Here is a 26,154-nt window from a genome sequence, read left to right on the forward strand (position 1 = left end):
TCCTCCGTCCGCAGGTTAACCCGCGTGTTGTCGCATGAAGTTAGGTCTTGGCCGCGCGCTTGCCTAGGGCACGCACGCGGCGGTTCTTAGGCCGCTTGTTCAGTCGGCGATGCCTTCCAGAAATACCGGACGAAGCCGCGCTGACTGTCGAAGTCCTTGATGCGGAACACCATCCGCATTTTCATCCCGACATCGACCTTGCCCTGATCGACATCCGTGAAGTCCATCATGATGCGGCCTCCCTCCGGGAAGGTGATCATGCCGAAATGCTGCGGTGGCTCGGGGCTGTAGGTCAGCATGTCCGCCGTGTAGGACATGATCGCGCCGGTCATCTCAGAGAACGGATGCGGCTCCTGCGTGTTGATAGCGTTGCAGTTCGGCGAAACGCAGATGCGCGTCTTCGGATACTGCAGCGTGCCGCACTTCGTGCACTTGCCGCCGACAAGGCCGAGGATCATGTCGCGGTTGCGGTAGAGCGCCGTCATCGGCGTCTGCTTGTCGACTTCGGCGCGCATGCCGCGTTCGAGCGGGACGAGATTGTTGAAGGCGAGCAGCTTCTGATAGTTCGTCTCTTCGCGGCGGCGCTTGAGCGAACCCGTGACGCCGCGGCGTTTAGCCATCTTCGCGATGGCGGGCGTTGCCTCGAACAGCATCGCGTCGCAGCCTTGCGCGAAGTTTGCGACAAGGATCTTGTCGCCCGGCTTCGCGTCTTCCAGCGCATGCACCAGCAGCATGATCGGATGCGCCGCGCCCGTATCGCCGACGACGGCCGCGAGATTGTCGCGCACGGCCGTTTCCGCGAGGCCCAGCTTCTTCGCCATCGTCGGGCCGATCTTGGCGAGCGTGCCCGGCATGCAGAAATGCGTGATGCTGTCCGCGCTCGTGTTGGTGTCCTTGAGAAGACGGCCGACCACGCGCGGCACGATCTTCATGTAGCCTTCGTCGCGGATCCAGCGCTCTTCCCAGCTATAGTCGAACTCGCTGCCCTCGGTGCGGTAGTGGTCGACGAAGTCGACACTCTCGCCGGCAGAGCCGAGCAGCTTGGCGACGACATCGCCCTCACCGATCAGCAGCGCGGCCGCACCGTCGCCGTAGGCCATCTCCTGCGCGCTGCCGGCTTTCGTCTTGCGATGCTCGGAGGCGACCAGTAGCGTCTGCCCTGCCTTCGCGCGTAGTGCGTTCACGGCGCCGGAAGTAGCGGCGCGCAGCGAGCCCGCGAGATCGAGCGTGCCGACCTGCGTGTCGAGATTGAGCGCGTTGGCGACGATGCCGGCATTCTGCCGATCCTCGAATGGGAGCGATGTCGATGCGAGCTGCAGCGACGTCAGGTCATCACGCGAGAAGCCTTCGAGCGCGTCGCGCGCGGCATCCACCGCCATCGTGACCGAGTCTTCGTCCCACCCGGCCATCGCGCGTTCGCCCTTCTGCCCCTTGAGGCCCGGACTGAACCACGCATTGGCATCCGCCGCGGCTTTGCGCTGCAGACGCATGCGCGGGATATACGCACCAAACGAGAGAATACCGTACGCCATCGCGTCGCTCCCTTACACCGGTTCCCACGAGAAGATGTCGGCCGATCGATCCAGCGGATAGAATGACGACTTCATCGCCGGCAGCAATTCTTTCGCCATCGACTGCACGGTCCAGCCCTCGGCGCGGTGCATGCCGCGGATCGGCCGCGACTGGCCCATGAGGAAGACCTCGTTCATGCGCGCCGCGAAGATCTGGCCGGACACGCCGTCCGACAAATCGCTGGCGAGGAAGACGGCGAGCGGCGCGATCTTGTCCGGCCCCATCGCCTTCATGCGCTCGACGCGCGCGGCTTCGGCTTCGGTCTGGGTCGGTATCGTGCCGATGAGGCGGCTCCATGCGAACGGCGACACGCAGTTCGAACGCACATTGTAGCGCGCCATGTCGAGCGCGATCGACTTCGACAGTCCGACGATGCCGAGCTTGGCGGCTGCGTAGTTCGCTTGGCCGAAGTTGCCGATGAGGCCCGAGGTCGACGTGAAGTGCACCATCGTGCCGGAATTCTGTTCGCGGAAATGCTGCGCGGCAGCGCGCGCCATGTAGAACGAACCCATCAGATGAACTTTGATGACGGTCTCGAAATCGTCGACGCTCATCTTGTGGAAGATGCGGTCGCGCAAAATGCCGGCGTTGTTGACGAGGCAATCGATGCGGCCAAATTTCTGCACGGTCTGCGCAATGATGTTGTCGGCGCTCTTCGGGTCCGCAACGCTGTCGCCGTTCGCGATCGCGTCGCCGCCGGCCTTCTTGATGATCTCGACAACTTCCGCGGCCGGGCCCAAATCCTTGCCGCCGCCTTCGGCATCACCACCCAGATCGTTGACGACGACGCGGCCGCCTTCCTTACCGGCGAGGATTGCAATCTCGCGGCCAATACCGCGCCCAGCGCCCGTTACGACAATGACTTTTCCGTCCAAGCTGCCCACGATCGTTTCCTTCCGATATTGTTTTGTTGCACCGGTTTAGCGTAACCGGGCAGTATCCGCGAGACCATTTTGCAGGCTGAGTTTCGCCTCACGAAAACTCCGCCCTGAACGAAAAAATTGAGGGAGGCCATCATGATTCCGCGCCAAGCTTTCACCGAAGAGCACGACATGTTTCGCGCCACGGTGCGCAAGTTCGTCGAGCGTGAAGTCGCCCCCTATCACGCACAGTGGGAGAAGGACGGACAGGTCAGCCGCGAGGTTTGGCTCAAAGCCGGCGAAACCGGAATTCTCTGCACGGCGATACCGGAGGAATACGGCGGCGGCGGCGGCGACTTCCGCCACGTCGCCATCGTCTCGGAGGAATTTTCGCGCGGCATTTTCAACGGCCCTGGCTTCCGCGTGCATTCGGATATCTGCGCCTTTTATCTGCTCAATCACGGCTCCGAGGAACAGAAGAAGAAGTGGCTGCCGAAGATGGCGACGGGCGAAGTGATTGCCGCCGTCGCGATGACAGAGCCTGGCGCCGGCAGCGACCTGCAGAATATCCGCACCACGGCGCTGCGCGACGACAACCAGAACTTCGTCATCAACGGATCGAAGACGTTCATCTCGAACGGCCAACTCTCCGATCTCATCATCACGGTGTGCAAGACAGATCCGCAGGCGCGCGCGAAAGGCGTGAGCTTGATCTTGGTCGAGAGCGACCGGCCCGGCTTCAAGCGCGGCCGCAATCTCGAAAAGCTCGGCATGCATGCGCAGGACACGTCGGAGCTTTTCTACGACGACTGCCGCGTGCCGATCGAGAACTTGCTCGGCCAGGAAGGCCGCGGTTTCGCGCAGTTGATGACCGAGCTGCCGCAGGAGCGCCTGCTCGTCGCGCTCGCCTCGATGGCGACGACCGAGTCCGTGCTGGAGACAACGCTGACCTACACGCGCGACCGCAAGGTGTTCGGCCAGCCGATCGCGGAGTATCAGCACAATCGCTTCAAGCTCGCCGAGATGAAGACGGAAATTCAGATCGGCCGAGTATTCCTCGACCGCTGCCTGGAGCTGCATCTCGAGCGCAAGCTCGACACCGAGACGGCCGCAATGGCGAAGTATTGGATTTCCGAACTCGAATGCCGCGTCGTCGATCAGTGCGTGCAGATGCACGGCGGCTACGGCTACATGACGGAATATCCAGTGACGCGGGCCTATGCTGACGCACGTGTGCGCCGCATCTTCGGCGGCTCGAACGAGATCATGCGCGAGTTGATTGCGCGCGGGATGTAGGACTTCGCTCCGCCGTCATCCTGAGGAGGATTGAGAAGCAAGCGTTACCAAAACACAAGCCGTCATTCCGGGGCGCGAGCGCGTAGCGCCGCGAGCCCGGAATCCATAACCCCTGTGGTTATGATTGAATGCCCGGGAGTATGGATCCCGGACAGCCGCCTGGCTCGCTGCGCGAGCGAGCGGCTTCCGGGATGACCATGCGGCGCTCAAGATGACGCCGGGCGACGTTACTTGAACTCCGCCTTACCATTGTTGATCACCACGATATCGCGCTCCTTCACCTTGGCGCGGAACGAAACCACATTCCCGTCGCGCCACATCTCGGTGACGATCGTCTCGCCCGGATAGACCGGCGCCGAGAAGCGAACCTGCATGGTCTTCATCGCATTCGCGTCGTATTTGCCGATGGTCTTGAGCAGTGCGTGGCCGACGACGCCGAACGTGCAGAGGCCGTGCAGGATCGGCGCTTCGAACCCGCCGGCTTTCGCGACGTCCGGATCGGCATGCAGCGGATTATAGTCGCCCGACAAGCGATAGATCAGCGCGGCCTGCGGCAGCGTCGCGATCTCGGTCGTCGTGTCAGGCGCACGATCCGGGATAGCATGCGGCGCCGGCGCGGAACCTGCCGGCCCACCGAAGCCGCCGTCGCCGCGCAGGAACGTCGTTGATGTCAGCTTGCAGAGAAGCTCGCCGGTCGCCTTGTCGTAGACGTCGCGCTCAGACAGCATGATCGCGCCTTTGCCGGCGCCCTTGTCGTAAGCCTCGGTGACGCGGTGCTTGCCGACAACGGTGCCGGACGCCGGCAGCGGCTTGTAGAGGATGACGCCCTGCTCTCCGTGCAGCACCTTCTTCCAGTCCGCGCCGAATTCCGGTTCCTTGATCCAGAAGCCCGGATAGCCGAGCACGACCGCCATCGTCGGCAGCGCTTTCAGCCCATCCTCGTAAACGAATTTGAGTTGATCGCGATTGAGCGGATCGGCGCCGAGGCCGAGACCGAGCGCATACAGGATCGTGTCGCGCTCAGAATACGTGTGTTCGATATCGTCGAACTGATGATTGACGAGCTTGTCGCGTGCGATGAGCATTCGGCGTTTCCATGATCTGTTTGTGCGAAAATCGCACGCGCACGACGCTGGATCAATGCTCGAGATGTGACGCTACGCGGAACTATAAGTTGCGCCGTCATTGCGAGGAGCGACCCTGCGCGAAGCGCCGTCGCGACGAAGCAATCCAGTTCTTTCTGCTAGCATCTGGATTGCCACGTCGCCGCTTTGCGCTACGCGCCGCGGCTCCTCGCAATGACGAGGAGATCAGGCGAGCTTCCCCCAACGCACGAAGTAGACGGCGGCGGCAGCGGCAAGTCCGTAGACCACCATCGCGATGCCGACGAGCGCGAACATCTGCCACACCGGCGCGTTCGTCGCGGTCAGCCACCAGCCGCCGAGCGCGACCGTGATCAGACGCACCGACTGCGCCAGAACCGGGCCGATGATCTTTCCGGCGCCCTGCGATGCGAAATAGAGGCATAGACCAAGGCCGAAGAAGAAATACGTGGGGCCGGCCCAAGCGAAGTACGAACGCGCCGCGGCGAGCACCGCCTCGTTCGTCGTAAAGAGTTTGCCCCACAGATCCGGCGCGAGCGCGACCACGATACCGACGACACCGACGATGATCGCGGCGAGCAAGCCGCCGGTCCACGCGACGCTGCGCGCCCGCGGTATGTTGCCCGAACCCACCGCCATGCCGACCATCGGCACACAGGCGACGCCGACCGCGAAGACGATCGGGATCAGCAGAAACTCAAGCCGCGCGCCGATGCCGTAGCCCGCCAGCGCTTCGTCGCCGAAACGCGAGACGAGCGCCGTGACGATGAGCACCGTCAGCACGGTCTGCACCGACGAGAGCGACGCGATGCCGCCGACGCGCAGAATGTCGAAGAAGATTTCGCGCGACAGCTTCTGCGAGAAGCTCAAGCGGACGCGCGCGCGGCTCGACATGAGATAGCCGGCGAGGAACAACGCGGCTGCCGTGAACGCGATCACCTGACCGAGGCCGATGCCGAGCATGCCGAGGCGCGGAAACGGCCCGAGGCCGAGGCCGAGCGCGCCGCCGAGCACGACTTGCAGCGCCGCCGCCACCAGCAACGTCGCGGACGGCACCTTCATGTTGCCGCCGCCGCGCACGATCGACGCGAAGGTGTTGGTCAACCAGATGCTGACGGCGCCGAAGAAGATCGTGTTCGAATAAAGGAGCGCCTGCCCCAGCACATCGCCGCTGCCGCCGAGTATGCGATAGATCCACGGACCGCCCGCGAGGAAAGCGATGAACATTGCGAGCCCCGCGCCGAGGCCGATCACCGTCGCATGGAACGCGACCGCTTCGGCCCGCTGCATCAAGCCGGCGCCGAGCGCGCGGCTGATCGCCGACGAAATGCCGCCGCCCATCGCGCCGGCCGACATCGTCTGCTGCAGCATCACCATCGGAAAGACGAGCGCCATCGCGGCAAGCGGCGCGGTGCCGAGAAGACCGACGTAAGCCGTCTCCGCCACCGCGACGAGCGCGATCGCCAGCATCGAGATCATGTTCGGCAGCGAAAGCCGCGTCAGCGTCGGCAGAATAGGATCGACGAGCAGCGGGTTCGGCGGGATCGGCGCATGCATGGCGGATACCCGCTGTTAGTTTGATTTGACGGCGTCGCGGCGGGCAAAACGCTTTCGCAAACCATCGCTCGCGGCGGGGCCAGCCCCCATCTTGAATTCCGTGCCGGTGTAGACGCGGCCGGTGTTGCGATCGACCAGCGCGAGATCGACCGGCTTGCCGGTATCGATATCGCAGAGATCGACGCTGACGCCTTCCGGTGCGAAATGCTTGTTGCCGAAGGCGAGCAGCGCGAACAGCACCGGGCGGAAATCGCGGCCGCGATCGGTCGGCACATACTCGTAGCGCGGCGGCCGCGCATTATAGAGGTGGCGCTCGAGCAGCCCCGCCTCGACCAGCGCATTCAAGCGCCGCGTCAGCATGTTCGGAGCGATGCCCAGCTTCTTCTGAAATTCGTCGAAACGCCGCAGACCCGCGAGCGCATCGCGCATGATCAGCATCGACCACCACTCGCCTACGCGATCGAGGCTGCGGGCGATGGGGCACACCATGTCGGCAAAGGATTTGCGTTCCATAGCCGACGTGTAAGCCGGTAACTATCTTTTTGCAAGTGACATAATCTAAGCGCTCGGCGTACGAAAATTCACCAGTAGGTTTCCAAGCTTTTCCGGCACGTCGAGTTCGAAGCCGAGCACGGCGGCCGACAGCGCTTTGCCGTAATTGTCGAGCGATAGCGACCGCGAGACGCCGCCGCCGAGCGCACCTTCGGCGACGAAGTTGAGCACGCCGAGCTTGTCGACCTCGTAACGCGTCACCTTGCCGGTGACGATACCGGCGTAGAAAGCCTTGAATTTGTCCGCCGTCAGCTGGTCTTTCAGGATCGGGTATAGGTCGGGCTCGTAGGCAATCACCGTGATGTTCGACGTGTTGCCTTTGTCGCCGGAGCGGACATGCGCCGCGTGTTGAAGTTTGACGCGCATTTCAGCTCTCGTACATCGTGATGACCGGCTTGATCGCTTCGCGCGCGACCAGCGACGACCAGACGCCGATGATCTCTCGCGTGCGGTCCTGATGCGGCACGCGCTTGCCCGTCATCGCAACGCCGGACACCGCCATTCCGTCGATCTCGCGGCCGATCTTCATTGCTTCTTCGCGCGTCTTGGTGCGCGCCGCAACGCGCACCGCGATCTCGTAAGGCTCCGGCTGGTCTTTCGGTGAGACGCCGGCGTGGATCGCGTTAAGGCCGACGAAATCGACGCGCACGTCTTCGGCTTTGAGATTCACGATCTTGAAGCGCTCTTCCAAAATCTTCTTTGCGAGTTCGGCGCGGCGCAGAGCGCCCGGTCCCGCGTAGAAAAACATATCTTCGCCGATAAAGCCTTCGTGGCACGCGATCGAGACCTTCAGCGTCGGCGTGCGCGGCTTGCCCGAGATGTTGGTGACGCGCACGCGGTCATGGCCGATTTCCTCAAGGTCCGTGGTGGTGAAATCGACGACGACGTCCGGCGTGATGTAGTTCGCCGGATCGTGCACCTCGTAGAAAAGCTGCTCCTTCACGGTGCGGATGTTGATCGCGCCACCCGTATTCTTCACTTTCGAAATCACGGCCGAACCGTCGCTTTCGACTTCGGCAATCGGAAACGCGAGATCCCACGGGTCCGGCACATCCTTGAATCCCGGATCGCAGAAGTAACCGCCGGTCACTTGCGCACCGCATTCGAGCAGATGGCCGATGCCGTTGCCGTGACCGACGCGCGCGTGATCGAGCGCATCCCAGCCGTATTCGTGCATCATCGGCGCCATGAAGATCGACGGATCGGCAACGCGGCCCGTTATCACGATCTGCGCGCCGTCCTTCAGCGCCTGCACGATCGGCTCGGCACCCATATAGGCTTCGGCAGAAACGATCGAACCTTTGAGCGCGGAAGCCGGCCGCCCGTCTTCCATCAGCGTATCGGCGTGATCGAGCACCGTATCGGTGATCAGCGATCCGTTAACGGCCGCGACCTTGATGCCTTTCGGCGCGCCGAGTTCGCGCAGCCAATGCACGACGCGCTCGGACGCGCCTTCCGGATTGATCCAGCCCTGGTTGGAGACGATCTTCGTGCCGCGCTTGAGGCAGCCCGGCAGCACGCGGCTCATGCGGTCGTCGAGATACGTATCGTAGCCCGGAAACGACGGGTCGCGCCGCTTGCGCACCTGCGCGGCCGAGATCGTCGCCTCCGCCATCGTCTCGAAGCAGAGATAATCGAGATCGCCCTGCTCGGCGTTGAGTTTGGCGGGCTCCAGCCGATCACCCCACCAGGCCGACCCCGATCCGATACGTAATGCCATTATTCTTGCCTTTCAGTCTCAGCTTCTCTCCGTCATCCTGAGGAGCCTGTCGGTCCGGCTTCGCCGGACCGCAGGCGTCTCGAAGGACGACGGCCCATTCCGCAGTCACAACGTTGAGGCCGCCATCCTTCGAGACGCGGTGCTTCGCAACGCTCCTTAGGATGACGGATGACTCACTCCACGCTCACTCCACCTTCACGCCAGTTTTCTGTACGACCGGCGGCCACTTCTCGACTTCACGCTTCACCACATCGCCGAACGCTTGCTGCGACATCGGCGACGGTACCGCCCCGAGCTCGAGCAGACGCGTCTTCACGTCGTCTTCGCCGAGCGATGCGACAACGTTCTGATGCAGCCTATCGACGATCGCCTGCGGCGTCTTCGCCGGCGCGAAGAGACCGAACCATGCGGAGACCTCATACCCCGGCACGCCGGCCTCGACCATCGTCGGCACATCCGTGAGGCTTGGGAAGCGCTGCGTTGTCGTCACCGCGAGCGCTTTCACGGTGCCGGCGCGGATATGCCCGATCGACGACGGCAGATTGTCGACGCCGACTTTGATGTGGCCCGCAATGAGGTCGTTCAGCATCGGCCCGGCGCCGCGATACGGCACGTGATTGATGTTGATGTCGGTGAGCGCTTTGAGAAGCTCGCCGGACATATGCGTGGACGCACCGACCGACGTTGAACCGAAATCGACTTTGCCGGGCTGCGCCTTCGCGAGCTTGATCAAATCGGCGACCGAATTCACCCCAAGCGATGCATGCACCATAAGCACGTTTGGCGTCGCGCCGACCATCGTGATCGGCATGAAGTCCTTTTGCGGATCGTAAGCCAGTTGCTTGAACACGCTCGAATTGATGCCGTGCGTGTTCACGGTGCCCATCAGCAGCGTGTACCCATCCGGCGGCGATTGATGCACGGCTTGCGTTCCGATCGAGCCGCTCGCGCCGCTGCGATTCTCAACAACGAAATTCTGCCCGAGCTTTTTGCTGAGCTTGTCCGCGATGACACGCGCCAGAATGTCGGTTGTTCCGCCTGCCGGATACGGCACGATGATTTTCACGGGGCGATCGGGATACGTCTGCGCCTGCGCGGCGAACGACGTGACGAGGGCGAGCGCAGCAATCAATCCACGAAGCATGCTTCCTCCTTCGGACCACCTTCTGCGCTTGCCGCGCGTGCGGTCTCGTCTCGATCGCTAGCACAGGTGAGGAGCGATCCGCACCGTTGACATCGCGAAAGCATTAACTATCATAATGCAAGTTAGTCGGCTCGCGGGCAGTGCCCGCGTGGCCGCTTTTGGCGTAGGCTGAACATTCAATGCTGGGGCGATGACGCGCATGACCAAACAACGAAGCTTCTGGGTCCCGGTGCTCTGCGGTGCCGCCATCCTCACCATCGGCATGGGCGCGCGACAAAGCTTCGGCATTTTCCAGAAGCCGATTTCTGAAAGCCTCGGCGTCGGCCGCGAAGTCTGGTCGTTCGGTAACGCGCTCGCGATGTTGTTGATGGGTGCACTCGCGCCGTTCGCCGGCAACATGGCGGACCGCTTCGGCTCCGCGAAAACAGTCGCGGTCGGCGGCTTGGTCTACGTCGCCGGCATGGCGACGATCGCGTTCGCCAGCGGCAGCACGCTGTTGATCCTCGGCAACCTCATCGCGGGCTTCGGCCTTGCGGCCGCCGGTATGGGCCCGATCTTCGGCGCCGTCTCGCGACAGACGCCGCCGGAGAAGCGCTCGCTCGCGCTCGGCATCACGACGGCGGGCGGCTCGTTCGGCCAATTCGCCATCGTGCCGCTCGCCTCCGTGCTGCAAGCCAAATTCGGCGACTGGCACTTCACGATGTGGGTCCTGACGTTTCTCTCGATCATCATGATCCCGCTCGCGATCGGCATTCGCGAGCCGAACCGCGCCGCGCCCGCCGTCGGCGCGCCGATCCCACAGGGAACGAAGGAAGCTCTGACCGAGGCCTACGGCACGCGCGGCTATATCCTGCTGATCATCGGCTTCTTCGTCTGCGGCTTCCACGTCGCCTTCATCGGCCTGCATCTGCCGGCTTATATCGCCGACAACGCAATCGGCATGTCGTTCTTCGGCCGCCCGATCACGCCGCTCGAACTCGGCGGCTGGGCTATCGGTCTCGTCGGTCTCTTCAATCTCGCCGGCGCGTTGATCTGGGGTGCGCTCGGCGCCAAGCATTCGAAGAAGGACTTGCTCGCCCTGCTCTACTTCCTGCGCGCGGTCGGCTTCATCATCTTTCTCGTCCTGCCGCTCTCGTGGATGTCGGTGCTGATCTTCTCGGCGACGCTCGGCTTCCTTTGGCTGGGCACCGTGCCGCTCACCAGCGGGCTCGTCGGCTATATGTTCGGCCAGACCCATATGGCGATGCTGTGGGGCATCGTGTTCTTCAGCCACCAGATCGGCAGCTTCTTGGGCGGCTGGGGCGCGGGACGCCTCTACGACATCCAAGGCAACTACGATGCGATGTGGTGGATCTCGGTCGGCCTCGGCCTGTTCGCCGCGGCCATCCATTGGTTCATTCGCGAAGAGCCGGTGCCACGCCTCCGCGCCGCCGCGACCGCAGCCGCATGAGCGACCGACCCCACGATACGCCGGCGCAAGCGACGAACACGTCGCCGCGCTGGCTTGTCTGGGGTGCGGCTTTTGCCGGCGCCGCCGTGCTCGGTGGCTTGTTCGCGGTGTGGGGCATCGAGGGCCCGAAATATCTCCTCGATGTCATCGCGGCTTATTGTTTTTAGCTCCCCTCACCCGTCTCGCGGTTCGCTTCGCGAACAACGCTCGCCACCCTCTCCCGTGAACGGGAGAGGGAAAAAAGCGGCAAGCCGCAGCGCTTAGACTCCCTCTCCCGCTTGCGGGAGAGGGTTGGGGTGAGGGCAAATCGCTTGCTCGAGCGTTAGCCAAACGCCCTCTCGATTTGACAAAACGTCATTGTTCCAAAATCGGATAATGTGCCAGCCTTCCGCCCGCAGGTAAGTATCGCGCCGCGCGTCGGAAGCACTGTTGGCGTGGTGCCCGCCGTCAACTTCGATGATGAGCTTTCGACAGATACACGCAAAATCTGCAACGAATGGCCCAATTGGAACTTGCCGCCGAAACTTGATCCCGGCGAACCGGCGATCCCGCAGCATCCACCACAAGCGGCGTTCCGCCTCCGTGCTATCGCGGCGTAGCGATCGTGCCGAATCCCGTTTCTGCCCGTTAAGCATTCCCTCACCCGGCTCGCGGTTCGCTTCGCGAACAAAGCTCGCCACCCTCTCCCGCAAGCGGGAGAGGGAAAGACCGCAACGCATCACCAATCTAACCACCGTGCCATTTTTCCGCCAAGGTCGTTCGGCAAAAGCGCGCGACCTTCAACTCCAGCGCGGGAGGACTGCATTGAATATGATCTGCACGATCTTCCCTTCCGGGATGTCGCGACGTTAGTTCGCGCGAATCCGCGGCCCGCCTCATAAGCGGTCAGCTGGACTTTTCACCCTACCGATAATCATTCGAAGCGGCGCGTGACGCATCTGCGTGCGCGTTGCCAGGAGTCGGCGGCCTCACGGCGCCGGTGAACATTATGTCGAAACAAACCTTTCGGCGACCCGACCCTTTTCGGGCGGCGCTCTCCTTCACGTTCGCGCATTGGGCGCGGCAACGCGGCGCGGTCTCCCTCGTCGCGGCGCTCGTCGTCATCCAAACGATGGCCGACGTTTTTGTCCCGCTCTTCGCGGGTAAACTCGTCGACGCGGTCGCGCTCGGCCTCACGGACCGTGACGCCGCGACGCGCGCTGCGCTATGGGCGCTCGGCGCAATGCTGGCGCTCGGCGTTGGCGCACTTGTCTTCCGCCACCTCACCTTCGTCGGCGTCACGCAGGTGACGCTGAAGACGATGACGGAGGTCGCGCAAGAAGGCTTTGCCCGCGTGCAACGCTTCTCGACGGACTGGCACGCGAACAACTTCGCGGGCTCGACCGTGCGCAAAGTCACGCGCGGCATGTGGGCACTCGACCTGCTGACCGACACGCTGCTGATCGCATTGCTGCCGTCGATCGTGGTGCTCGTCGGCACGACGATCCTGCTCGGCTGGAATTGGCCGATCCTCGGCGCGATCGTCTTTGCGGGCGCCGTCGTCTATGTCGGCATGACGGTCGTGGTGTCGTTGAAGTACGTCTCGCCGTCGGCACGGCTCGCGAACTCGTGGGACACCCGCGTCGGCGGCGCATTGGCTGACGCTGTCTCGTGCAACGCGGTGGTGAAATCGTTCGGCGCGGAGGCACGAGAGGATGCGCGGCTTTCGCACGTCCTCTCAAAGTGGCGGACCCGCACGCGGCGCACATGGCTGCGCGGCACCAACGCGGGCACGGCGCAGAACGCCGTGTTGCTGGTGTTGCGTGCGGCCATCCTCGGCGGCGTGCTCGTGATGTGGATGCGTGGTCAGGCGAGCGCCGGTGACGTCGCTTTCGTTCTTACGTCCTACACGGTCGTGCAGGGCTATCTGCGCGATGTCGGCATGCACGTGCACAATCTCCAGCGCTCCGTGAACGACATGGAGGAGCTTGTGGCGTTGTCTGCGGCCACGCTCGGCGTTGCGGATCGCAGCGATGCGAAGCCGATCAAGGTGACGCGCGGCGAAGTCGCCTTCGAGAACGTGACCTTCCACTACGGCGGTCACGCGGAGCCGCTCTATCGCGACTTCTCGGTGACGCTGCGCGCCGGCGAGAAGGTCGGCCTCGTCGGACGTTCCGGCTCCGGGAAGACGACGTTCGTCAAGCTCATCCAACGGCTTTACGACGTCAACGCGGGGCGCATCGCGATCGACGGCCAGGAGATCGCGGCGGCGACGCAGGCGAGCCTGCGCGGCCAAATTGCGATCGTTCAGCAGGAGCCGCTCCTGTTCCACCGCTCGCTGGCGGAGAACATCGCTTACGGCCGGCCTGGCGCGAGCCAGTCCGATATCGAGCGCGCGGCGCGCCTCGCCAACGCGCACGACTTCATCACGCGGCTGCCCTCCGGCTATTCGACGCTGGTCGGCGAACGCGGCGTGAAGCTGTCGGGCGGCGAACGTCAGCGTGTCGCGCTGGCGCGAGCGTTCCTCGCCGACGCGCCGATCCTCATCCTGGACGAGGCAACTTCCAGCCTCGACTCGGAATCCGAGGCGTTGGTGCAGGAGGCGATGGAGCGGCTGATGGCGAACCGCACGACAATCGTTATCGCGCATCGTCTCTCGACGGTCCGCGCGATGGATCGCATCTTGGTCTTCGACCGCGGCACGATCGCCGAGGAAGGCGACCACGCCAGCCTCGTGCGTCTTGACGGCGGCATCTACCGCGCATTGTTCGAGCGTCAAGCGCTCGAACTCACCAAGGGACTTGCCGCGTAATCGTACGCGGCGAGATTAGTGCACCGTCGCCGGTTCGGCGTGGGCCGGCGGCGGTTCGCGCTCGCCCTCGGCCGGCTCGTGGATACGGAACCACGCGACGTAAAGCGCCGGCAGGAACAGCAGCGTGAGCACCGTACCGACGATGATGCCGCCCATCATGGCGTAAGCCATCGGGCCCCAGAACACTTCGCGCGCAATCGGGATCAGCGCCAGCGATGCCGCTGCCGCCGTGAGCAGAATCGGCCGCATGCGATGCTCGGTCGCGTCAACCACCGCGTCCCAAGCGTTCCAACCCTCTTTGCGATGATCCTCGATCTGCACGATCAGGATCACCGAGTTTCTGATGAGAATGCCGATCAGCGCCAGCACGCCGAGGATCGCGACGAAGCCGAGTGGCGCGCCGCTCGGTAACAACGCGGCGACGACGCCGATCAGCGCCAGCGGCGCGACCGCGACGACGAGGAACAATCGGCTGAAGCTCTGCAGCTGGATCATCAGGATCGTCGCCATGATCAGCAGCATCAGCGGCACGACCGCCGCGATCGGCCCCTGCGCCTTCCCGCTGTCTTCGACCGGGCCACCCGCTACGATGCTGAAGCCGACCGGCAGTTCCTCGGTAAATTTCTTGATGCTCGGCTCGAGCTGCTTGACCAGCGTATCCGGCTGCGTCGCGTCCGTGATCGTGCCTTTGACGATGATCGTCGGCACGCGGCTGCGCCGCCAGATCAACGGCTGCTCGAGTTCGTAACGGAAATTCGCGACCGCCGCGAGCGGGACCGACTGCCCGCTGCGCGCCGGCAACTGAAGATTCTGGAAGGTCTCGATCGAGCCGCGTTCTTCGCCGCGGGCACGGCCGACAACGTTGATGAGATAAATGTTGTCGCGCACCTGCGTGACGGCAGCGCCGCCGACGACACCGTTGAGAGTCTGCGAAATATCTTCCGACGATACGCCAAGTTGCCGCGCTTTATCTTGAAGAACATCAACCTTCAGCACACGCGCGGGCTCGTTCCAATCGAAGACGACGCTGCCGATACGCCCATTCTCGCTCACGACTTGCGCCAGCTTGTGCGCCTGGAAGCGAAGCGCCTGCAGGTCCGGCCCGCTCAAGCGATACTGAATCGGACGGCCGGACGGCGGACCAAGCGCCAGCGGATTGACCAGCGTGTCGACGCCGACGAACTCGTCCTGCAGCACCTTATTGAGCCGCAATTGAACACGCTGGCGCGCCGCGAGGTCTTTCGTGACGATCACGACCTGCCCATAGAAGACGTTGGCGGGCTGCACGTCGAACGACAGCACGAAGCGTACGGCGCTCTGCCCGACATAAGACGACCAGCGATTGATGTCGGCATCGCCCGCGAGATGTCTCTCGAAGCGGTCCATCTGCGCTTTCGTCTCGGCAATCGACGCATTGGCCGGCAGCGTGAAATCGACCGTCAATTCGGGCCGATCCGACGATGGGAAGAATTGCTGCTGCACGTAGCGCATCCCGAACACCGACAGCGCGAACATCGCGACGGTGATCGCGATCGTGATCCATCGCGCACGCATCGCCAGCAGCAGAGTACGCCGGAACATCGTCGCGAAACGGCTCGGCTTCGCATCGTGCTTATGCATCGTCTTCGGGAGGATGTGGACGCCGAGCAGCGGCGTGAAGATCACCGCGACAATCCACGACAGCAGCAACGACACCGCAATCACGACGAACAGCGTGAAAGTGTACTCACCGGCAGCGCTCGAGTTGAGGCCGATCGGAATGAAGCCCGCGACCGTGACCAGCGTGCCGGTCAGCATCGGGAACGCGGTCGATGTGTAAACGGCGGTCGCGGCTTTTCGTAAGTTATCGCCGGCCTCCAGCCGCGCGACCATCATCTCCACCGCGATCATCGCATCGTCGACCAAGAGGCCGAGCGAGATAATCAGCGCACCGAGTGAGATGCGCTGCAGTGAGATGCCGAGATACGCCATGATCAGGAACGTGATCGCGAGCACCAGCGGAATCGACAACGCGACGACCAGTCCGGCGCGCAAGCCAAGGCTGATGAAACTGACGACGAGCACGATCGCGACGGCTTCGAACAGCGCGCGCGTGAAGCCGCCGACCGCTTCCTCGACGACGACCGGCTGATCCGACACGAGATGCACGCCGACACCGATCGGCAGATCGCCGATGATCTCGCGCATTTTGTGCTTCAGCGCCTCGCCGAACTGCAGGAGGTTCGCGCCGGGCTTCATGCCGATGGCGAGGCCGATGGCGGGCTCACCACGGAAGCGGAAGAGATTCGTCGCCGGGTCCTGGTAGCCGCGCGTCACCGTCGCGACATCGCTGAGCCGGAAGAAGCGATCGTTGGCGCGGATGTTGATCGCCTTGAGGCTTTCCTCGGAGCTGAACTGCCCGCCGACGCGCACCGCGACACGCTCCGGCCCGCTCTGGATGACACCGGACGGCGAAACGGCATTCTGCTGCTGGAGCGTTTGAATCACTGCGTTGCGATCGATGCCGAGCGCCGCGAGTTGCCGCGTCGAGAATTCGAGATAGATGACTTCGTCCTGTGCACCGACGAGATCGACGCGGCCGACATTCGGCACGGTCAGCACTTTGGCGCGGACATTCTCGACATAGTCGCGCAGTTGCCGCTGCGTCAGGCCATCAGACGTGAAGGCATAAACGTTGCCGTAAACATCGCCGAACCGGTCGTTGAAGAACGGTCCTTGCGTACCTTGCGGGAACTGCGCGCGGATATCACCAATCATATTGCGGATGCGGTTCCACGTCGGCTGCACGTCGCGCGCCGGCGTGTTGTCGCGCAGATTGACGAAGATCGTCGTCTGCCCCGGTACCGTCACGCTGCGCGTGAAATCGAGCTGCTCCAACTCTTCGAGCTTCTTCTCGATGCGATCCGTGATCTGCATGATGGTTTCTTGCGCGGTCGCGCCCGGCCAGCTCGCTTGGATCAACATCGTCTTGATCGTGAAGGCCGGATCTTCCTCACGGCCGAGGCTGACATACGACATGACGCCGGCAATCGCCGAAACGATCATGAAGTAGAAGATCATCGACTGATGACGGAGCGCCCAGTCGGAGAGGTTGAAATTGCTCACCGCGCCGCTCCTTCGACAATCTTCACCGCTTGGCCGGGCTGCAGGCTATTCACGCCTGCCGTCACGACGCGCATACCGGGCGTTACGCCCTCCGCGATCCTGACCCAACCATTGTCGCGCCGGCCGATACGTACATCGCGCAGCGACACCGTCTTGGCGCTCTCGTCGACGACCCACACTTTCGTCGCGCCGTTCTGATCGAGCACTGCGGATGCAGGCAGTTCGATCTCGGGCGATGGCTTGCTCGTTACGTTCGCCGTGATCGTGGTGCCGAGCCGGAAACTCGACGGCGGGTTCTCCAGCGTGATGCGTACGCGCCGCGTCCGCGTTGTCGGATCGGCCTGCGGCGCGACTTCGCGCACAACACCCGCGACATGAACGTCCGGGCTGATCTGCAGATGCACATCGAAGCGCGTGCCCGCTTCGAGCCCACCCGCGATGCCTTCCGGCACGTCGACGACGGCCTCACGCACATCCGGTCGCGCGACCGACAGCACCGTCTGGCCGGGCGACACGACTTGCCCAACCTCGGCATCGACCGAGGTCACGACGCCGTCGAAATCGGACGTCAGCTGCGCGTAGCCGAATTGCTCCTGCGCTTTCGCGAGATTGGCGCGGGCGCGCGACACCGAAGCTTCCGCCGACTCGCGCGACTGCTGGGCGAGTTCGAATTGCGCCTGCGTTGTCGTGTTTTGCTCGAGCAACGTCCGCTGGCGCGACTCTGTTGCGGTCGCATTAGCAAGTTGCGCCAGCGAATTTGCAAGATCGGCCTGCGCGGACCGCACCGCAAGCTCCAGCGCGACCGGATCGATCGCGGCGAGCCGCTGCCCGCGCGTCACCGGATCGCCGACATTGACGTCGCGCGCAACGATGCGTCCGAGAACGCGGAAGCCGAGTGTCGAGCGATAACGTGGCTCGACGACACCGGCGAAACCGAATGTGCGCGGCACATGCGGCTCGACCAGCATCGAGAGCACCGGACGCACGACATGCGGCGGCTCTTCCTTCTTGCAGGCAACGAGCGCGAGCGGAACGAGCAGCAAAGCGAAGCGCGATTTCATTTAGCGCCTCCCTGTGCGAAGGCGACGACCTTGTTCGGCCATAGAAGTTGCGCCCCGCTGGTCACGAGCACTTCGCCGGGCTTCACGCCATCGCGCAGCACGACCTCACCCGTGTGATAGCTATCGATGACGATTTTGCGCAGCGACACGGTCTTCTTCGTCGGATCGACAACCCAAACGGCGGGGAAGCCGCTATCGAGCGTCAGCGCCGCGGCCGGAATGATCACCAGCGACCGCGCGCGGAATTTGCCGGAGCCGACAACGGGCGCGCCGAGCGCCATCGCGGGCGGCGGATCGATGATGTTGACCTTGACGCGCACCGTGCCCGTCTGCGGATCGATCGTCGGCGAGACCTCGCGCACCTTGCCCTTCGCCGTCACGGCGGGGTCGGATATCAGCGCGAGTTCGATCGTGCCGTCGTCGGCCGGCTGCTGCACGAACACCGACTCGTAAACGTTGAACACCGCGTCGCGCGGGCCGTCCTGCGCGATGCTGAACATCGTCTGCGCCGCCTGCACGACCTGCCCGACCTCGACGTTGCGTGCCGTGATCGTTCCCGAGACACCGGCGCGCAAGATGGTATGACCGAGCTGATCGCGCGCGGTGCCGAGCTGAGCCTGCGCGGATTGCAGCGTGCCCTCGGCGGTGCGGAACGATGCTTCGGCCTGATCGTATTCGCGGCGTGTCGTGAAGCCGCGATCCATCAGCTGCTTCTGCCGATCGAACGCGGACGATGCCTGACGTAACTGCGCTTCGGCCGCCTGCACGGTCGCCTCGGCGGCCGTAACGTTGGCTTGCTGCTCTTGCGGATCGACCTCGGCGAGCACCTGATCGGGCGTTACATGCGCGCCGACATCGACGTTGCGCTGGATCACGCGGCCACTGACTCGGAACGAGAGATCGCTCTGGATGCGCGCTCTCACCTCGCCGGTAAGAACGACGGCGGGCGCATAGTCGGTCGCGCGCGCGGTCTCGACGCCGACCCTGAGCGGCTGGCGCTCAGGCGGCGCGGCTTCTTGGCCGCATCCGGCCAAAAGCAGAAGCGCCAAACAACTAATCCCCGCCCGCATCGGAAAGCCTCCTGGAGCAGCCATGCAAATTGCTAAAGCAACTGCGCTCTCATAGCGCCGTGCATGCTGCAGCGCAATGTATCGCGCATGCGGGATGCCGCAATTGCGTCGGTTTTGTTGCCGGAATGTAAAGTTGACTCGACTTGCACTTCGTAGCCCGGATGAAGCGGCGGCGCGCTAGCGCCGTACGCAAAATCCGGGAACAGACTCGCGGCTAATTCAGTTCCCGGATGTCGCGCGGCTTCGCCGCCGCTCATCCGGGCTACGAATTCTACGGCTTCACCTCAACGTCGCGCCAGAAGCCGAACCGTTCGGCCGTCGCCTGCATCGCGGGAAGCGGCGCCTCGTACTGCCACGCCGCGCGCGCATATCGATCGCCGTCGATGATGACATCATAGAACTGCACACCGTGTGGACACTTGAGATCGTCCGGCGTTCTCGCCGTTTTCTCCAGCCACTCGGTGCGCACGTCGCGCGTCGGGAAATATTGATAGCCCGCGCACGCTATGACGTCGTTACTATCGGCTACGACGGAGCCTTTCACACTTGCGCGCATCAGCGTGCCACCAGTTTGTATTGCCCGACATCGAGCGTGCCGAGGCGGAAGCCCGTCTCGCAATAGGCCAAATAGTATTCCCACATGCGCTTGAAGCGCAGGTCGAAGCCGAGCGCCTGGATCGACGGCCATGCGCGCTGAAAGCGCTGTTGCCATTCGGCGAGCGTCCGCGCGTAGCTTTCGCCGAACATATCGGCTTTCACCAGCGCCAGACCGGCGCGTTCGGCCTCGCGTCGGATCGCATCGACGGTGAGCAGCATGCCACCCGGGAAAATGTAGCGCTGTATGAAGTCCGGCCGCTGCCGGTAGGCCGCAAAGCGCGAGACCTCGATCGTGATCGCCTGCAACACCGCGATGCCGTGCGGCTTGAGGCGCTCGCGCACGGTGCGGAAGAATGTCGGCCAATAATTCTCGCCGACCGCCTCGATCATCTCGATCGAAACGATCTTGTCGAACAAGCCGTCAACGTCGCGATAATCCTGCAGGCGCAGCTGGGCCTTGTCGCCTTCGGCGCGCACGCGGTCGCTCGCGAGAGCAAGTTGCTCGGTCGAGAGCGTGACGCCGGTGAGCGTCGCGTCTTTGGCGAGCAGCGCGCGCGCCATCGCGCCCCAGCCGATGCCGATCTCCAGCACTTTGTCGTGTGGCTGGACCTCCAGAAGCTCGATCGCATGCGCGATCTTGTTCGCCTGCGCGTCTTCGAGACTTTGTGTCGGCGACTGATACATGGCTGACGAATAGGTCATGCTCGGATCGAGCCAGCCTTCGTAGAATTTGTTGCCGAGATCGTAATGCGCCGCGATGTTCCGCCGCGAGCCGCGCCGCGTATTCTCGTTGAGGACATGCAGCGCACGGCCGGTCCATTTCGCCAGCCGCGAGCCTTCCATCGCGGAAGCAAGAGCTGCCTCGTTTTTGGTCGCCCACATAAGCAGTGCGGTGAGATCCGGGCTCGCCACATCGCCATCCATATAGGCTTCGGCGAAACCGACATCGCCGCCGCGGAACAAACGCCAGATACCGCGCCAACGCTTGATGACGACAGTCGCCTCCGGCCCATCTTCGCGCCCAAAAACATGGATGCGTTCACCGCTCGGCGTCTCTATCGTCAAGCGGCCCTGATCGACCCGCCCGAGATGGCGCAGCAGCACGGCGCGCAACCACGCGCTTGGGCGCAGGCGTTCAAGAGCCGAGGTCGGCGGCGGTGAGGTCACAATCGACATAGCGCTTCTTCGTCTCCAAACTGCGGACGTGACGCGCCGGAATGGTCGGGGCGGCACGTCGCGAAAACGCGGCACTTCAACCGGCGAGAATCTTAACGTAAGAAATCCCGGCGAGACAATATGTGGCGGCGCTCATCGTGCGCCGCAATGCGTGCCTCGCATGGTTGACGTTCCCAGGGAGCAGATTTGCCCAACGAGCAGATTTGAAACGACCCACTGAGCATTCTCCTTACCTTCGGTTCCGCCACCGCGACAATTCACGAACACGGCGCCGAGCCCGTGCGATGGACTGTCGCAGGCCGCGATCTCCTGTGGCACCGCGACGCGCGCTTCTGGGATCGCGTCAGCCCCATCCTGTTTCCGATTGTCGGCTGGGCCCGCGATGGCATGATCCACGTCGATGGCCAAGCTTACGCGATGGGCGTGCACGGCTTCGCGGCGGGCGAAACGTTCGAGGTCGTCGGGCGGGCGGAAGATAGCGTCACCTTGGCGCTGCGGGATACGCCACAACTACGCGCGCGCTTCCCATTTAGTTTCCGCCTTGAAGTCACTTACACGCTGGAAGCCGCATCGCTGCGCGTGGACTTCGTCGTTACGAACGCCGGCGACCGCGACCTGCCCTACGCGCTCGGCCTGCATCCCGGGTTTGCGTGGCCCTTCGCGGGCGGACAGCGCGACGACTATGTGATCGAATTCGCCGAAGAGGAGCGCGCGAGCGTGCCGCGCATAACCGATGGCGGCCTCTTCGCTGCGGACCATCGTACGATACCGTTCACAGGCCGCCGGCTTGCGCTGAACGACGCGCTGTTCGCCAACGAAGCAATTTGCTTTCTCGATGGTCGGAGCAAAGCCGTGCGGTTCATCGCACCGGACGGCACCGCGATCGAACTCGCCACCGAGGAGTTCCCGCATCTCGCCTTGTGGAGCCGACCCGGCGCGCCTTTCATCTGCATCGAGGCGTGGACCGGACACGGCGACCCGGAAGGATTTTCCGGCGACATTCGCGAGAAGCCCTCGATGCGCCTGCTCGCTCCCGGCGACGCCGCGAAGCATGCCGTGACGATGTGCTGCGCCGGCCCCTAGCCGCCCGGCTGCGCGATCTCGCGCAGCATCATGCGCTTATACGCTTCGACGAGCTTGTCTCCTTCGGCACGATCGACCGACACGGCAAGCCGCATCACGTGTTCGCCGAGTTGCCAAATCAGGAACGACGAAGCCGCCACCTTCGATGCATCGAGCTTCGCGTGAACGCGCGTCATGACCTCGGTGAGCAACGCGCCGCTCGCCCGGCTCTCCGCCAACTCGATCGTCATCAGGTCTTTGTCGGCCTGCATGCCGAAGATGATGTCGCGCATCACGGGAGACGCCAGAAACATCCCGTAATACTGATCGACCAGACTGGCGAAGGCGCGCTTCAGCTCTTCGACATCGCGCACTTTTTCCAGCGCCTCCGCGATGCACTGACGGCTCGTTGCGACGTTGCGCTCGGCCAGCATGCGGATGATTGCCGCCTTGTCCGGAAAGTATTGGTAGAGCGAGCCGATCGAAATCTCGGCGCCGGCCGCGACGTCGCTCATCTTCAACGCGTCGCTGCCCGAACGCGCGATCAGGTCGGTTGCGACGCTAAGGATGCGCTCCATCCGCTCACGGCTGCGCGCCTGCGCGGGCGAGCGCCGCGCGCTCGACGCCTCGCGCATTTCCGCAATTTTCCTGACCGACATGCTTGACTTTCAAAATGTGAGGACTTATCACGTTTATCAACGTGAGCATTCCTCACATTAACACGGAGCATGGAAATGACAATGCCATTCCTCATCACGGGCGGGACCGGCAAAACCGGCTCGCGCATCGCCAAACTGTTGTGGGATCGGGGATATTCAGTGCGCGTCGGGTCTCGGCGCGAAACGCCGAGCTTCGACTGGAACGACAAATCGACCTGGGGACCGGCGCTCGACGGCTGCGGCGCCGTCTATGTCGCGTTCCAACCGGACCTCGCAGTGCCGGGGGCGTTGGAGATCATCGACGACTTCTTCCGCACCTCGATGGCGGCGGGCGTGAAGCGCATCGTTCTCCTCTCCGGCCGCGGCGAACCGGAAGCGGAGGACGGCGAACGCGCGCTGCTGCAGTCCGGCGCCGACTGGACGATCCTTCGCGCGAGCTGGTTCAACCAGAATTTCACCGAGGCGTTTCGCGATTGGGTCGTGGCCGGGAAACTCGCACTGCCGGTGCCGGCGATCCCGGAGCCGTTCATCGATGCGGACGACATCGCAGAGGTCGCAGTTGCGGCGCTGACGCAGCCCGGCCACTCCAGCAAGCTCTACGAACTCACCGGCCCGCGCGCGATCCCCTATGCGAAGGCGATTGCCGAGATCGCGAAAGCGACCGGTCGCGACATCACTTACGAGACGATCTCGCCCGACGCGTTCCGCGCGCTCGCGGCGGACGCGAAGATCCCGGACGAATACACCTCGCTCCTGCTCTACCTCTTCTCGCTGTTCGACGGACGCAATCGCGAAACCCGCGACGGCGTGTTCGAAGCGCTTGGCCGCCCGGCCCGCGATTTCTCGGACTTCGTCAAAGCCGAAGCGAAGCGCGGCACCTGGGATCGGCAACCCGCGCTGGCGACGAATGGAGCGACCGCATGACGGCCGTTCTCACTTTCACGGCGGCGCTCGGTTGCGGGCTCGTCGCCGGCATCTTCTTCGCCTTCTCGAATTTCGTGATGGCAGGACTTGAACGCATCCCGCCCGAGCAAGGCATCGCGGCGATGCAGTCGATCAACGTCACAGTGCTCAACCCGCTGTTCCTCGGGCTGTTCACGGGCACGGCGATTCTCAGTGCCGTTATCGCACTTGTCATGCTGATCAATTGGCAAGGCACGACATCGCTGATGGTTCTCGCTGCCGCCGCGCTGTATGTGCTCGGCTGCTTCGGCGTCACGATGGCGTTCAACGTACCGCTCAACAATGCGCTGATGGCGGTCCAATCCGGCGCGGCCGCGACCGAATTCTGGGCGCACTATCTCGACCGTTGGGTCATGTGGAACAGCGTGCGGACTGCGGCATCGCTCGCCGCGGCCGGCTTGTTCACCGCAGTGCTGATGCGATGACGGCTACGCCGTCGTCGCAAGACCACCGTCGACCGGAATGACGGCGCCGCAGACGAAGTCGCTTGCCTTCGACGACAGATACAGCGCAATGCCGGCCATGTCGGTCGGCCGGCCTTGCCGCTTCATCGGCGACGCGTCGACGGTTTCCTTTGCGTCTTCCTCGTCGAGCCCGGCCGTCATCTTGGACGGGAAGTACCCCGGAGCAATCGCATTCACGGCGATGAATTTCGGCGCAAGGAACTTCGCCATCAGCCGTGTCAGGTGATTCACGCCCGCCTTTGACGCCGCATACGAATAAGCTTCGAGATGCGTCGTGCGGATGCCCTCGATCGATCCGATGTTGATGACGCGCGCATAAGAGTCCGGCTTGGCGGACGCTTCCAACAACGACAGTAGACGCTGCGTGAGGAAGAAAACGGACTTCACGTTGAGGTCCATCACCTTGTCCCAGCCCTTCTCGGGAAACTCCGCGAAGGTCGCGCCCCAGCTCGCACCGGCGTTGTTGACGAGGATATCGAGCTTCTTCTCGCGCCCCTCCAGCGCCTTCGCCAGCGTCTCGACACCATCCATCGTCGAGAGATCGGCCGGCAGCGCGATGCACTCGCCGTGCTGCGAGAGCTCCTTCGCCAAATGCTCGCATGCGTCCGCGTTGCGCGCCGAGATGTAGACCTTAGCGCCGTTCTCGACATAAGCCCGCGCCATCATCTCGCCGAGGCCACGGCTGCCGCCGGTGACGAGCACGACCTTGCCGCGCACCGAGAACAGCTCTTCGATCTTCATCATTGTTATTCTCCTTTGCCGAGCGCACCGGCCGCACGGAACGACGCGATGGCCGCGTCATCGAATCCCGCTTCGCGCAAAATTTCGTTCGTGTGTTGACCGACGCTCGGCGGCATGCGCGGCGTCACCTTCTCGACACCGCGTATCTCCACCGGCGAGGTGATCGTCAAGGTGTCGCTGTCGGCGAACTTGATGACGATGTTGTTGTCCTTGAGCTGCTGATCTTTCGGAATGTCGGTCGGCACCGAGACGATATCGAACACGATGCGCCGCTCGTTGAGTCGGGGCCGCCAATAAGCGCGATCCTGTTTGCCGAAGGCTTCGTCGAGAATATGCGTGAGATCGCGCGCATTCTTCAAACGATCAGCTCGCGTGGCAAACCGCGCATCGTCGATCAATGCGTCGACCTCGAGGGCGCGGCAGAAATCCGGCCACTGCTTATCGTCGTTGAGAATGGTGAGGATCAGCCACTTGCCGTCGCGGCACTGGTAGTAATTCGTCAGCGCGTTGAAGGCTTCGGTGCGCGCCGGGCGATCGAAAAACTCGGCGCCGCAGAGCGCGGCTTGTCCGAAATAGCTGCCGGCCCATAGGCCATTCGCGATCAGCGATGAGCTGACCTCGCTGCCCTTTCCGGTAGTCTGCCGCTGATAGAGCGCCATCACGATGCCGGAGAAGAGCGCGAAGCTAGACGGATAGTCGCCCATCCCGCTGGCGGGTCTCACCGGCACATCCTGCGCGGAGGCGCGCACCGTATCCATCAGGCCCGACCGCGCCCAATATGCGGTCACATCGAAACCGGGCTTCGCGGCTTCGGCGCCGTTGTCGCCGTAACCGGTGAAGGACGCATAGATGAGCTTATCGTTCAGCGCCGCGAGCGCGTCGTACGTTAGGCCAAGCTTGTTGCGCACCGCGTTCGGAAAATTGGTGATGAAGACGTCCGCATTCTTCACCAGCTTCTCGAGGATCAATCGCGCTTCCGGTTTGCCGAGATCGATTTCCAGGCTGCGTTTGTTGCGCGAGACGATCATCCACGGATAGTTCTGCTCGCTCTTCGGATGCCCCGGCATCTTGCTGAGATAACGGAACGTATCGCCGCCCGGCGGCTCGACCTTGATGACGTCGGCGCCGAAATCCGAAAGGATCGTCGCGGCAGCCGGCGCCGCGATGTAGCTGCTGCAATCGAGGACTTTGAGCCCTTTGAAAATCATGAC

24 protein-coding genes are annotated in these 26,154 nt (G+C 63.3%); 7 read left to right on the forward strand and 17 right to left on the reverse strand.

The genetic code is table 11. The features are described from left to right. Positions 1 to 86 precede the first annotated feature (86 nt). The gene (locus tag GJW30_RS19675) at positions 87 to 1,532 is read right to left on the reverse strand and encodes a hydroxymethylglutaryl-CoA synthase family protein (protein WP_096358094.1); all 1,446 of its coding nucleotides are present in this window, start codon (positions 1,530 to 1,532) and stop codon (positions 87 to 89) included. Positions 1,533 to 1,544: 12 nt separating this feature from the next. Continuing rightward, complete coding sequence (locus GJW30_RS19680) at positions 1,545 to 2,459, reverse strand: SDR family oxidoreductase (protein WP_096358095.1); 915 nt, start codon at positions 2,457 to 2,459, stop codon at positions 1,545 to 1,547. A gap of 129 nt (positions 2,460 to 2,588) precedes the next feature. Between GJW30_RS19680 and GJW30_RS19685 the strand changes: the two genes are divergently transcribed. Then, positions 2,589 to 3,728 (forward strand): acyl-CoA dehydrogenase family protein, encoded by a 1,140-nt coding sequence (locus GJW30_RS19685; protein WP_096358096.1) that lies wholly within the window; start codon positions 2,589 to 2,591, stop codon positions 3,726 to 3,728. Positions 3,729 to 3,955: 227 nt separating this feature from the next. Here the strand turns inward: GJW30_RS19685 and GJW30_RS19690 are convergent, their stop codons facing one another. The 6 genes from GJW30_RS19690 to GJW30_RS19715 all read right to left on the reverse strand — a co-directional run bounded on the left by GJW30_RS19690 (position 3,956) and on the right by GJW30_RS19715 (position 9,804). Then, on the reverse strand, positions 3,956 to 4,813 hold the full coding sequence (locus GJW30_RS19690; RefSeq protein WP_096358097.1) for a MaoC/PaaZ C-terminal domain-containing protein: 858 nt from the start codon (positions 4,811 to 4,813) through the stop codon (positions 3,956 to 3,958). A gap of 225 nt (positions 4,814 to 5,038) precedes the next feature. Further along, positions 5,039 to 6,388, reverse strand: coding sequence for an MATE family efflux transporter (locus GJW30_RS19695; RefSeq protein ID WP_096358098.1), 1,350 nt, complete (start codon positions 6,386 to 6,388; stop codon positions 5,039 to 5,041). A 15-nt stretch (positions 6,389 to 6,403) separates the two neighbouring features. Next, the gene (locus tag GJW30_RS19700; protein ID WP_096358099.1) at positions 6,404 to 6,901 is read right to left on the reverse strand and encodes a winged helix-turn-helix transcriptional regulator; all 498 of its coding nucleotides are present in this window, start codon (positions 6,899 to 6,901) and stop codon (positions 6,404 to 6,406) included. A gap of 45 nt (positions 6,902 to 6,946) precedes the next feature. Then, the gene (locus GJW30_RS19705; protein ID WP_096358100.1) at positions 6,947 to 7,306 is read right to left on the reverse strand and encodes an AtuA-related protein; all 360 of its coding nucleotides are present in this window, start codon (positions 7,304 to 7,306) and stop codon (positions 6,947 to 6,949) included. Position 7,307: 1 nt separating this feature from the next. Further along, on the reverse strand, positions 7,308 to 8,660 hold the full coding sequence (locus tag GJW30_RS19710; RefSeq protein WP_096358101.1) for an acyclic terpene utilization AtuA family protein: 1,353 nt from the start codon (positions 8,658 to 8,660) through the stop codon (positions 7,308 to 7,310). A 184-nt stretch (positions 8,661 to 8,844) separates the two neighbouring features. Continuing rightward, on the reverse strand, positions 8,845 to 9,804 hold the full coding sequence (locus GJW30_RS19715; RefSeq protein WP_096358102.1) for a Bug family tripartite tricarboxylate transporter substrate binding protein: 960 nt from the start codon (positions 9,802 to 9,804) through the stop codon (positions 8,845 to 8,847). A gap of 199 nt (positions 9,805 to 10,003) precedes the next feature. Between GJW30_RS19715 and GJW30_RS19720 the strand changes: the two genes are divergently transcribed. Together GJW30_RS19720 and GJW30_RS22775 are read left to right on the forward strand one after the other, a co-directional pair. Beyond that, complete coding sequence (locus tag GJW30_RS19720; protein ID WP_157746795.1) at positions 10,004 to 11,254, forward strand: MFS transporter; 1,251 nt, start codon at positions 10,004 to 10,006, stop codon at positions 11,252 to 11,254. Next, positions 11,251 to 11,421 (forward strand): hypothetical protein, encoded by a 171-nt coding sequence (locus GJW30_RS22775; RefSeq protein ID WP_157746796.1) that lies wholly within the window; start codon positions 11,251 to 11,253, stop codon positions 11,419 to 11,421. Before GJW30_RS19720 ends, GJW30_RS22775 begins: the two co-directional genes overlap by 4 nt. A gap of 93 nt (positions 11,422 to 11,514) precedes the next feature. Here the strand turns inward: GJW30_RS22775 and GJW30_RS19725 are convergent, their stop codons facing one another. Continuing rightward, positions 11,515 to 11,973 (reverse strand): endonuclease domain-containing protein, encoded by a 459-nt coding sequence (locus GJW30_RS19725; protein WP_347337742.1) that lies wholly within the window; start codon positions 11,971 to 11,973, stop codon positions 11,515 to 11,517. 269 nt (positions 11,974 to 12,242) lie between these two features. On the opposite strand from GJW30_RS19725, the gene GJW30_RS19730 reads away from it, so the two are divergent. After that, positions 12,243 to 14,045: an ABC transporter ATP-binding protein gene (locus GJW30_RS19730; protein WP_096358104.1), complete on the forward strand. Its 1,803-nt coding sequence runs from the start codon at positions 12,243 to 12,245 to the stop codon at positions 14,043 to 14,045. Between the two features lie 15 nt (positions 14,046 to 14,060). On the opposite strand, the gene GJW30_RS19735 is transcribed toward GJW30_RS19730, so the two are convergent. The 5 genes from GJW30_RS19735 to GJW30_RS19760 form a co-directional block, all read right to left on the reverse strand. Further along, on the reverse strand, positions 14,061 to 17,150 hold the full coding sequence (locus tag GJW30_RS19735) for an efflux RND transporter permease subunit (RefSeq protein ID WP_096358105.1): 3,090 nt from the start codon (positions 17,148 to 17,150) through the stop codon (positions 14,061 to 14,063). Then, on the reverse strand, positions 17,147 to 18,211 hold the full coding sequence (locus GJW30_RS19740; RefSeq protein WP_096358106.1) for an efflux RND transporter periplasmic adaptor subunit: 1,065 nt from the start codon (positions 18,209 to 18,211) through the stop codon (positions 17,147 to 17,149). The genes GJW30_RS19735 and GJW30_RS19740 overlap by 4 nt, the downstream gene beginning before the upstream one ends. Beyond that, entirely contained in the window at positions 18,208 to 19,260 is a 1,053-nt protein-coding gene (locus GJW30_RS19745) for an efflux RND transporter periplasmic adaptor subunit (protein ID WP_245408566.1), read from the reverse strand. The genes GJW30_RS19740 and GJW30_RS19745 overlap by 4 nt, the downstream gene beginning before the upstream one ends. A gap of 292 nt (positions 19,261 to 19,552) precedes the next feature. Next, positions 19,553 to 19,837, reverse strand: a complete 285-nt coding sequence (locus GJW30_RS19755; RefSeq protein ID WP_096358109.1) for a DUF427 domain-containing protein — start codon at positions 19,835 to 19,837, stop codon at positions 19,553 to 19,555. Further along, positions 19,837 to 21,054: an SAM-dependent methyltransferase gene (locus tag GJW30_RS19760; RefSeq protein WP_096358110.1), complete on the reverse strand. Its 1,218-nt coding sequence runs from the start codon at positions 21,052 to 21,054 to the stop codon at positions 19,837 to 19,839. Before GJW30_RS19760 ends, GJW30_RS19755 begins: the two co-directional genes overlap by 1 nt. A gap of 279 nt (positions 21,055 to 21,333) precedes the next feature. Between GJW30_RS19760 and GJW30_RS19765 the strand changes: the two genes are divergently transcribed. Further along, positions 21,334 to 22,137, forward strand: coding sequence for an aldose 1-epimerase family protein (locus GJW30_RS19765; protein ID WP_245408567.1), 804 nt, complete (start codon positions 21,334 to 21,336; stop codon positions 22,135 to 22,137). Here GJW30_RS19765 and GJW30_RS19770 read toward each other — a convergent pair. Next, entirely contained in the window at positions 22,134 to 22,775 is a 642-nt protein-coding gene (locus tag GJW30_RS19770) for a TetR/AcrR family transcriptional regulator (protein ID WP_096358112.1), read from the reverse strand. The two genes, GJW30_RS19765 and GJW30_RS19770, sit on opposite strands and share 4 nt — an antisense overlap. A 75-nt stretch (positions 22,776 to 22,850) precedes the next feature. On the opposite strand from GJW30_RS19770, the gene GJW30_RS19775 reads away from it, so the two are divergent. Beyond that, on the forward strand, positions 22,851 to 23,699 hold the full coding sequence (locus GJW30_RS19775; RefSeq protein ID WP_347337724.1) for an SDR family oxidoreductase: 849 nt from the start codon (positions 22,851 to 22,853) through the stop codon (positions 23,697 to 23,699). Next, positions 23,696 to 24,163 carry an anthrone oxygenase family protein gene (locus GJW30_RS19780; RefSeq protein WP_096358114.1) on the forward strand — a complete coding sequence of 156 codons (468 nt, stop codon included), beginning with the start codon at positions 23,696 to 23,698 and terminating at the stop codon, positions 24,161 to 24,163. The genes GJW30_RS19775 and GJW30_RS19780 overlap by 4 nt, the downstream gene beginning before the upstream one ends. 3 nt (positions 24,164 to 24,166) lie before the next feature. On the opposite strand, the gene GJW30_RS19785 is transcribed toward GJW30_RS19780, so the two are convergent. Further along, on the reverse strand, positions 24,167 to 24,943 hold the full coding sequence (locus GJW30_RS19785; RefSeq protein WP_096358945.1) for an SDR family oxidoreductase: 777 nt from the start codon (positions 24,941 to 24,943) through the stop codon (positions 24,167 to 24,169). Positions 24,944 to 24,948: 5 nt separating this feature from the next. Beyond that, the gene (locus GJW30_RS19790; RefSeq protein ID WP_096358115.1) at positions 24,949 to 26,151 is read right to left on the reverse strand and encodes a CaiB/BaiF CoA transferase family protein; all 1,203 of its coding nucleotides are present in this window, start codon (positions 26,149 to 26,151) and stop codon (positions 24,949 to 24,951) included. Positions 26,152 to 26,154: the final 3 nt, after the last annotated feature.

It is taken from the genome of Variibacter gotjawalensis, assembly GCF_002355335.1.
GTDB lineage: Bacteria > Pseudomonadota > Alphaproteobacteria > Rhizobiales > Xanthobacteraceae > Variibacter > Variibacter gotjawalensis.

Bases quoted from the DNA above. Each gene is read 5' to 3' on its own strand.
- GJW30_RS22775 (WP_157746796.1), top strand. From the start codon at position 11,251: ATGAGCGACCGACCCCACGATACGCCGGCGCAAGCGACGAACACGTCG.
- GJW30_RS19775 (WP_347337724.1), top strand. From the start codon at position 22,851: ATGACAATGCCATTCCTCATCACGGGCGGGACCGGCAAAACCGGCTCG.
- GJW30_RS19710 (WP_096358101.1), bottom strand. From the start codon at position 8,660: ATGGCATTACGTATCGGATCGGGGTCGGCCTGGTGGGGTGATCGGCTG.
- GJW30_RS19705 (WP_096358100.1), bottom strand. From the start codon at position 7,306: ATGCGCGTCAAACTTCAACACGCGGCGCATGTCCGCTCCGGCGACAAA.
- GJW30_RS19755 (WP_096358109.1), bottom strand. From the start codon at position 19,837: ATGCGCGCAAGTGTGAAAGGCTCCGTCGTAGCCGATAGTAACGACGTC.
- GJW30_RS19715 (WP_096358102.1), bottom strand. From the start codon at position 9,804: ATGCTTCGTGGATTGATTGCTGCGCTCGCCCTCGTCACGTCGTTCGCC.
- GJW30_RS19700 (WP_096358099.1), bottom strand. From the start codon at position 6,901: ATGGAACGCAAATCCTTTGCCGACATGGTGTGCCCCATCGCCCGCAGC.
- GJW30_RS19785 (WP_096358945.1), bottom strand. From the start codon at position 24,943: ATGAAGATCGAAGAGCTGTTCTCGGTGCGCGGCAAGGTCGTGCTCGTC.
- GJW30_RS19740 (WP_096358106.1), bottom strand. From the start codon at position 18,211: ATGAAATCGCGCTTCGCTTTGCTGCTCGTTCCGCTCGCGCTCGTTGCC.
- GJW30_RS19725 (WP_347337742.1), bottom strand. From the start codon at position 11,973: ATGCGTTGCGGTCTTTCCCTCTCCCGCTTGCGGGAGAGGGTGGCGAGC.
- GJW30_RS19720 (WP_157746795.1), top strand. From the start codon at position 10,004: ATGACCAAACAACGAAGCTTCTGGGTCCCGGTGCTCTGCGGTGCCGCC.
- GJW30_RS19690 (WP_096358097.1), bottom strand. From the start codon at position 4,813: ATGCTCATCGCACGCGACAAGCTCGTCAATCATCAGTTCGACGATATC.
- GJW30_RS19730 (WP_096358104.1), top strand. From the start codon at position 12,243: ATGTCGAAACAAACCTTTCGGCGACCCGACCCTTTTCGGGCGGCGCTC.
- GJW30_RS19790 (WP_096358115.1), bottom strand. From the start codon at position 26,151: ATGATTTTCAAAGGGCTCAAAGTCCTCGATTGCAGCAGCTACATCGCG.
- GJW30_RS19770 (WP_096358112.1), bottom strand. From the start codon at position 22,775: ATGTCGGTCAGGAAAATTGCGGAAATGCGCGAGGCGTCGAGCGCGCGG.
- GJW30_RS19685 (WP_096358096.1), top strand. From the start codon at position 2,589: ATGATTCCGCGCCAAGCTTTCACCGAAGAGCACGACATGTTTCGCGCC.
- GJW30_RS19695 (WP_096358098.1), bottom strand. From the start codon at position 6,388: ATGCATGCGCCGATCCCGCCGAACCCGCTGCTCGTCGATCCTATTCTG.
- GJW30_RS19760 (WP_096358110.1), bottom strand. From the start codon at position 21,054: ATGTCGATTGTGACCTCACCGCCGCCGACCTCGGCTCTTGAACGCCTG.
- GJW30_RS19675 (WP_096358094.1), bottom strand. From the start codon at position 1,532: ATGGCGTACGGTATTCTCTCGTTTGGTGCGTATATCCCGCGCATGCGT.
- GJW30_RS19780 (WP_096358114.1), top strand. From the start codon at position 23,696: ATGACGGCCGTTCTCACTTTCACGGCGGCGCTCGGTTGCGGGCTCGTC.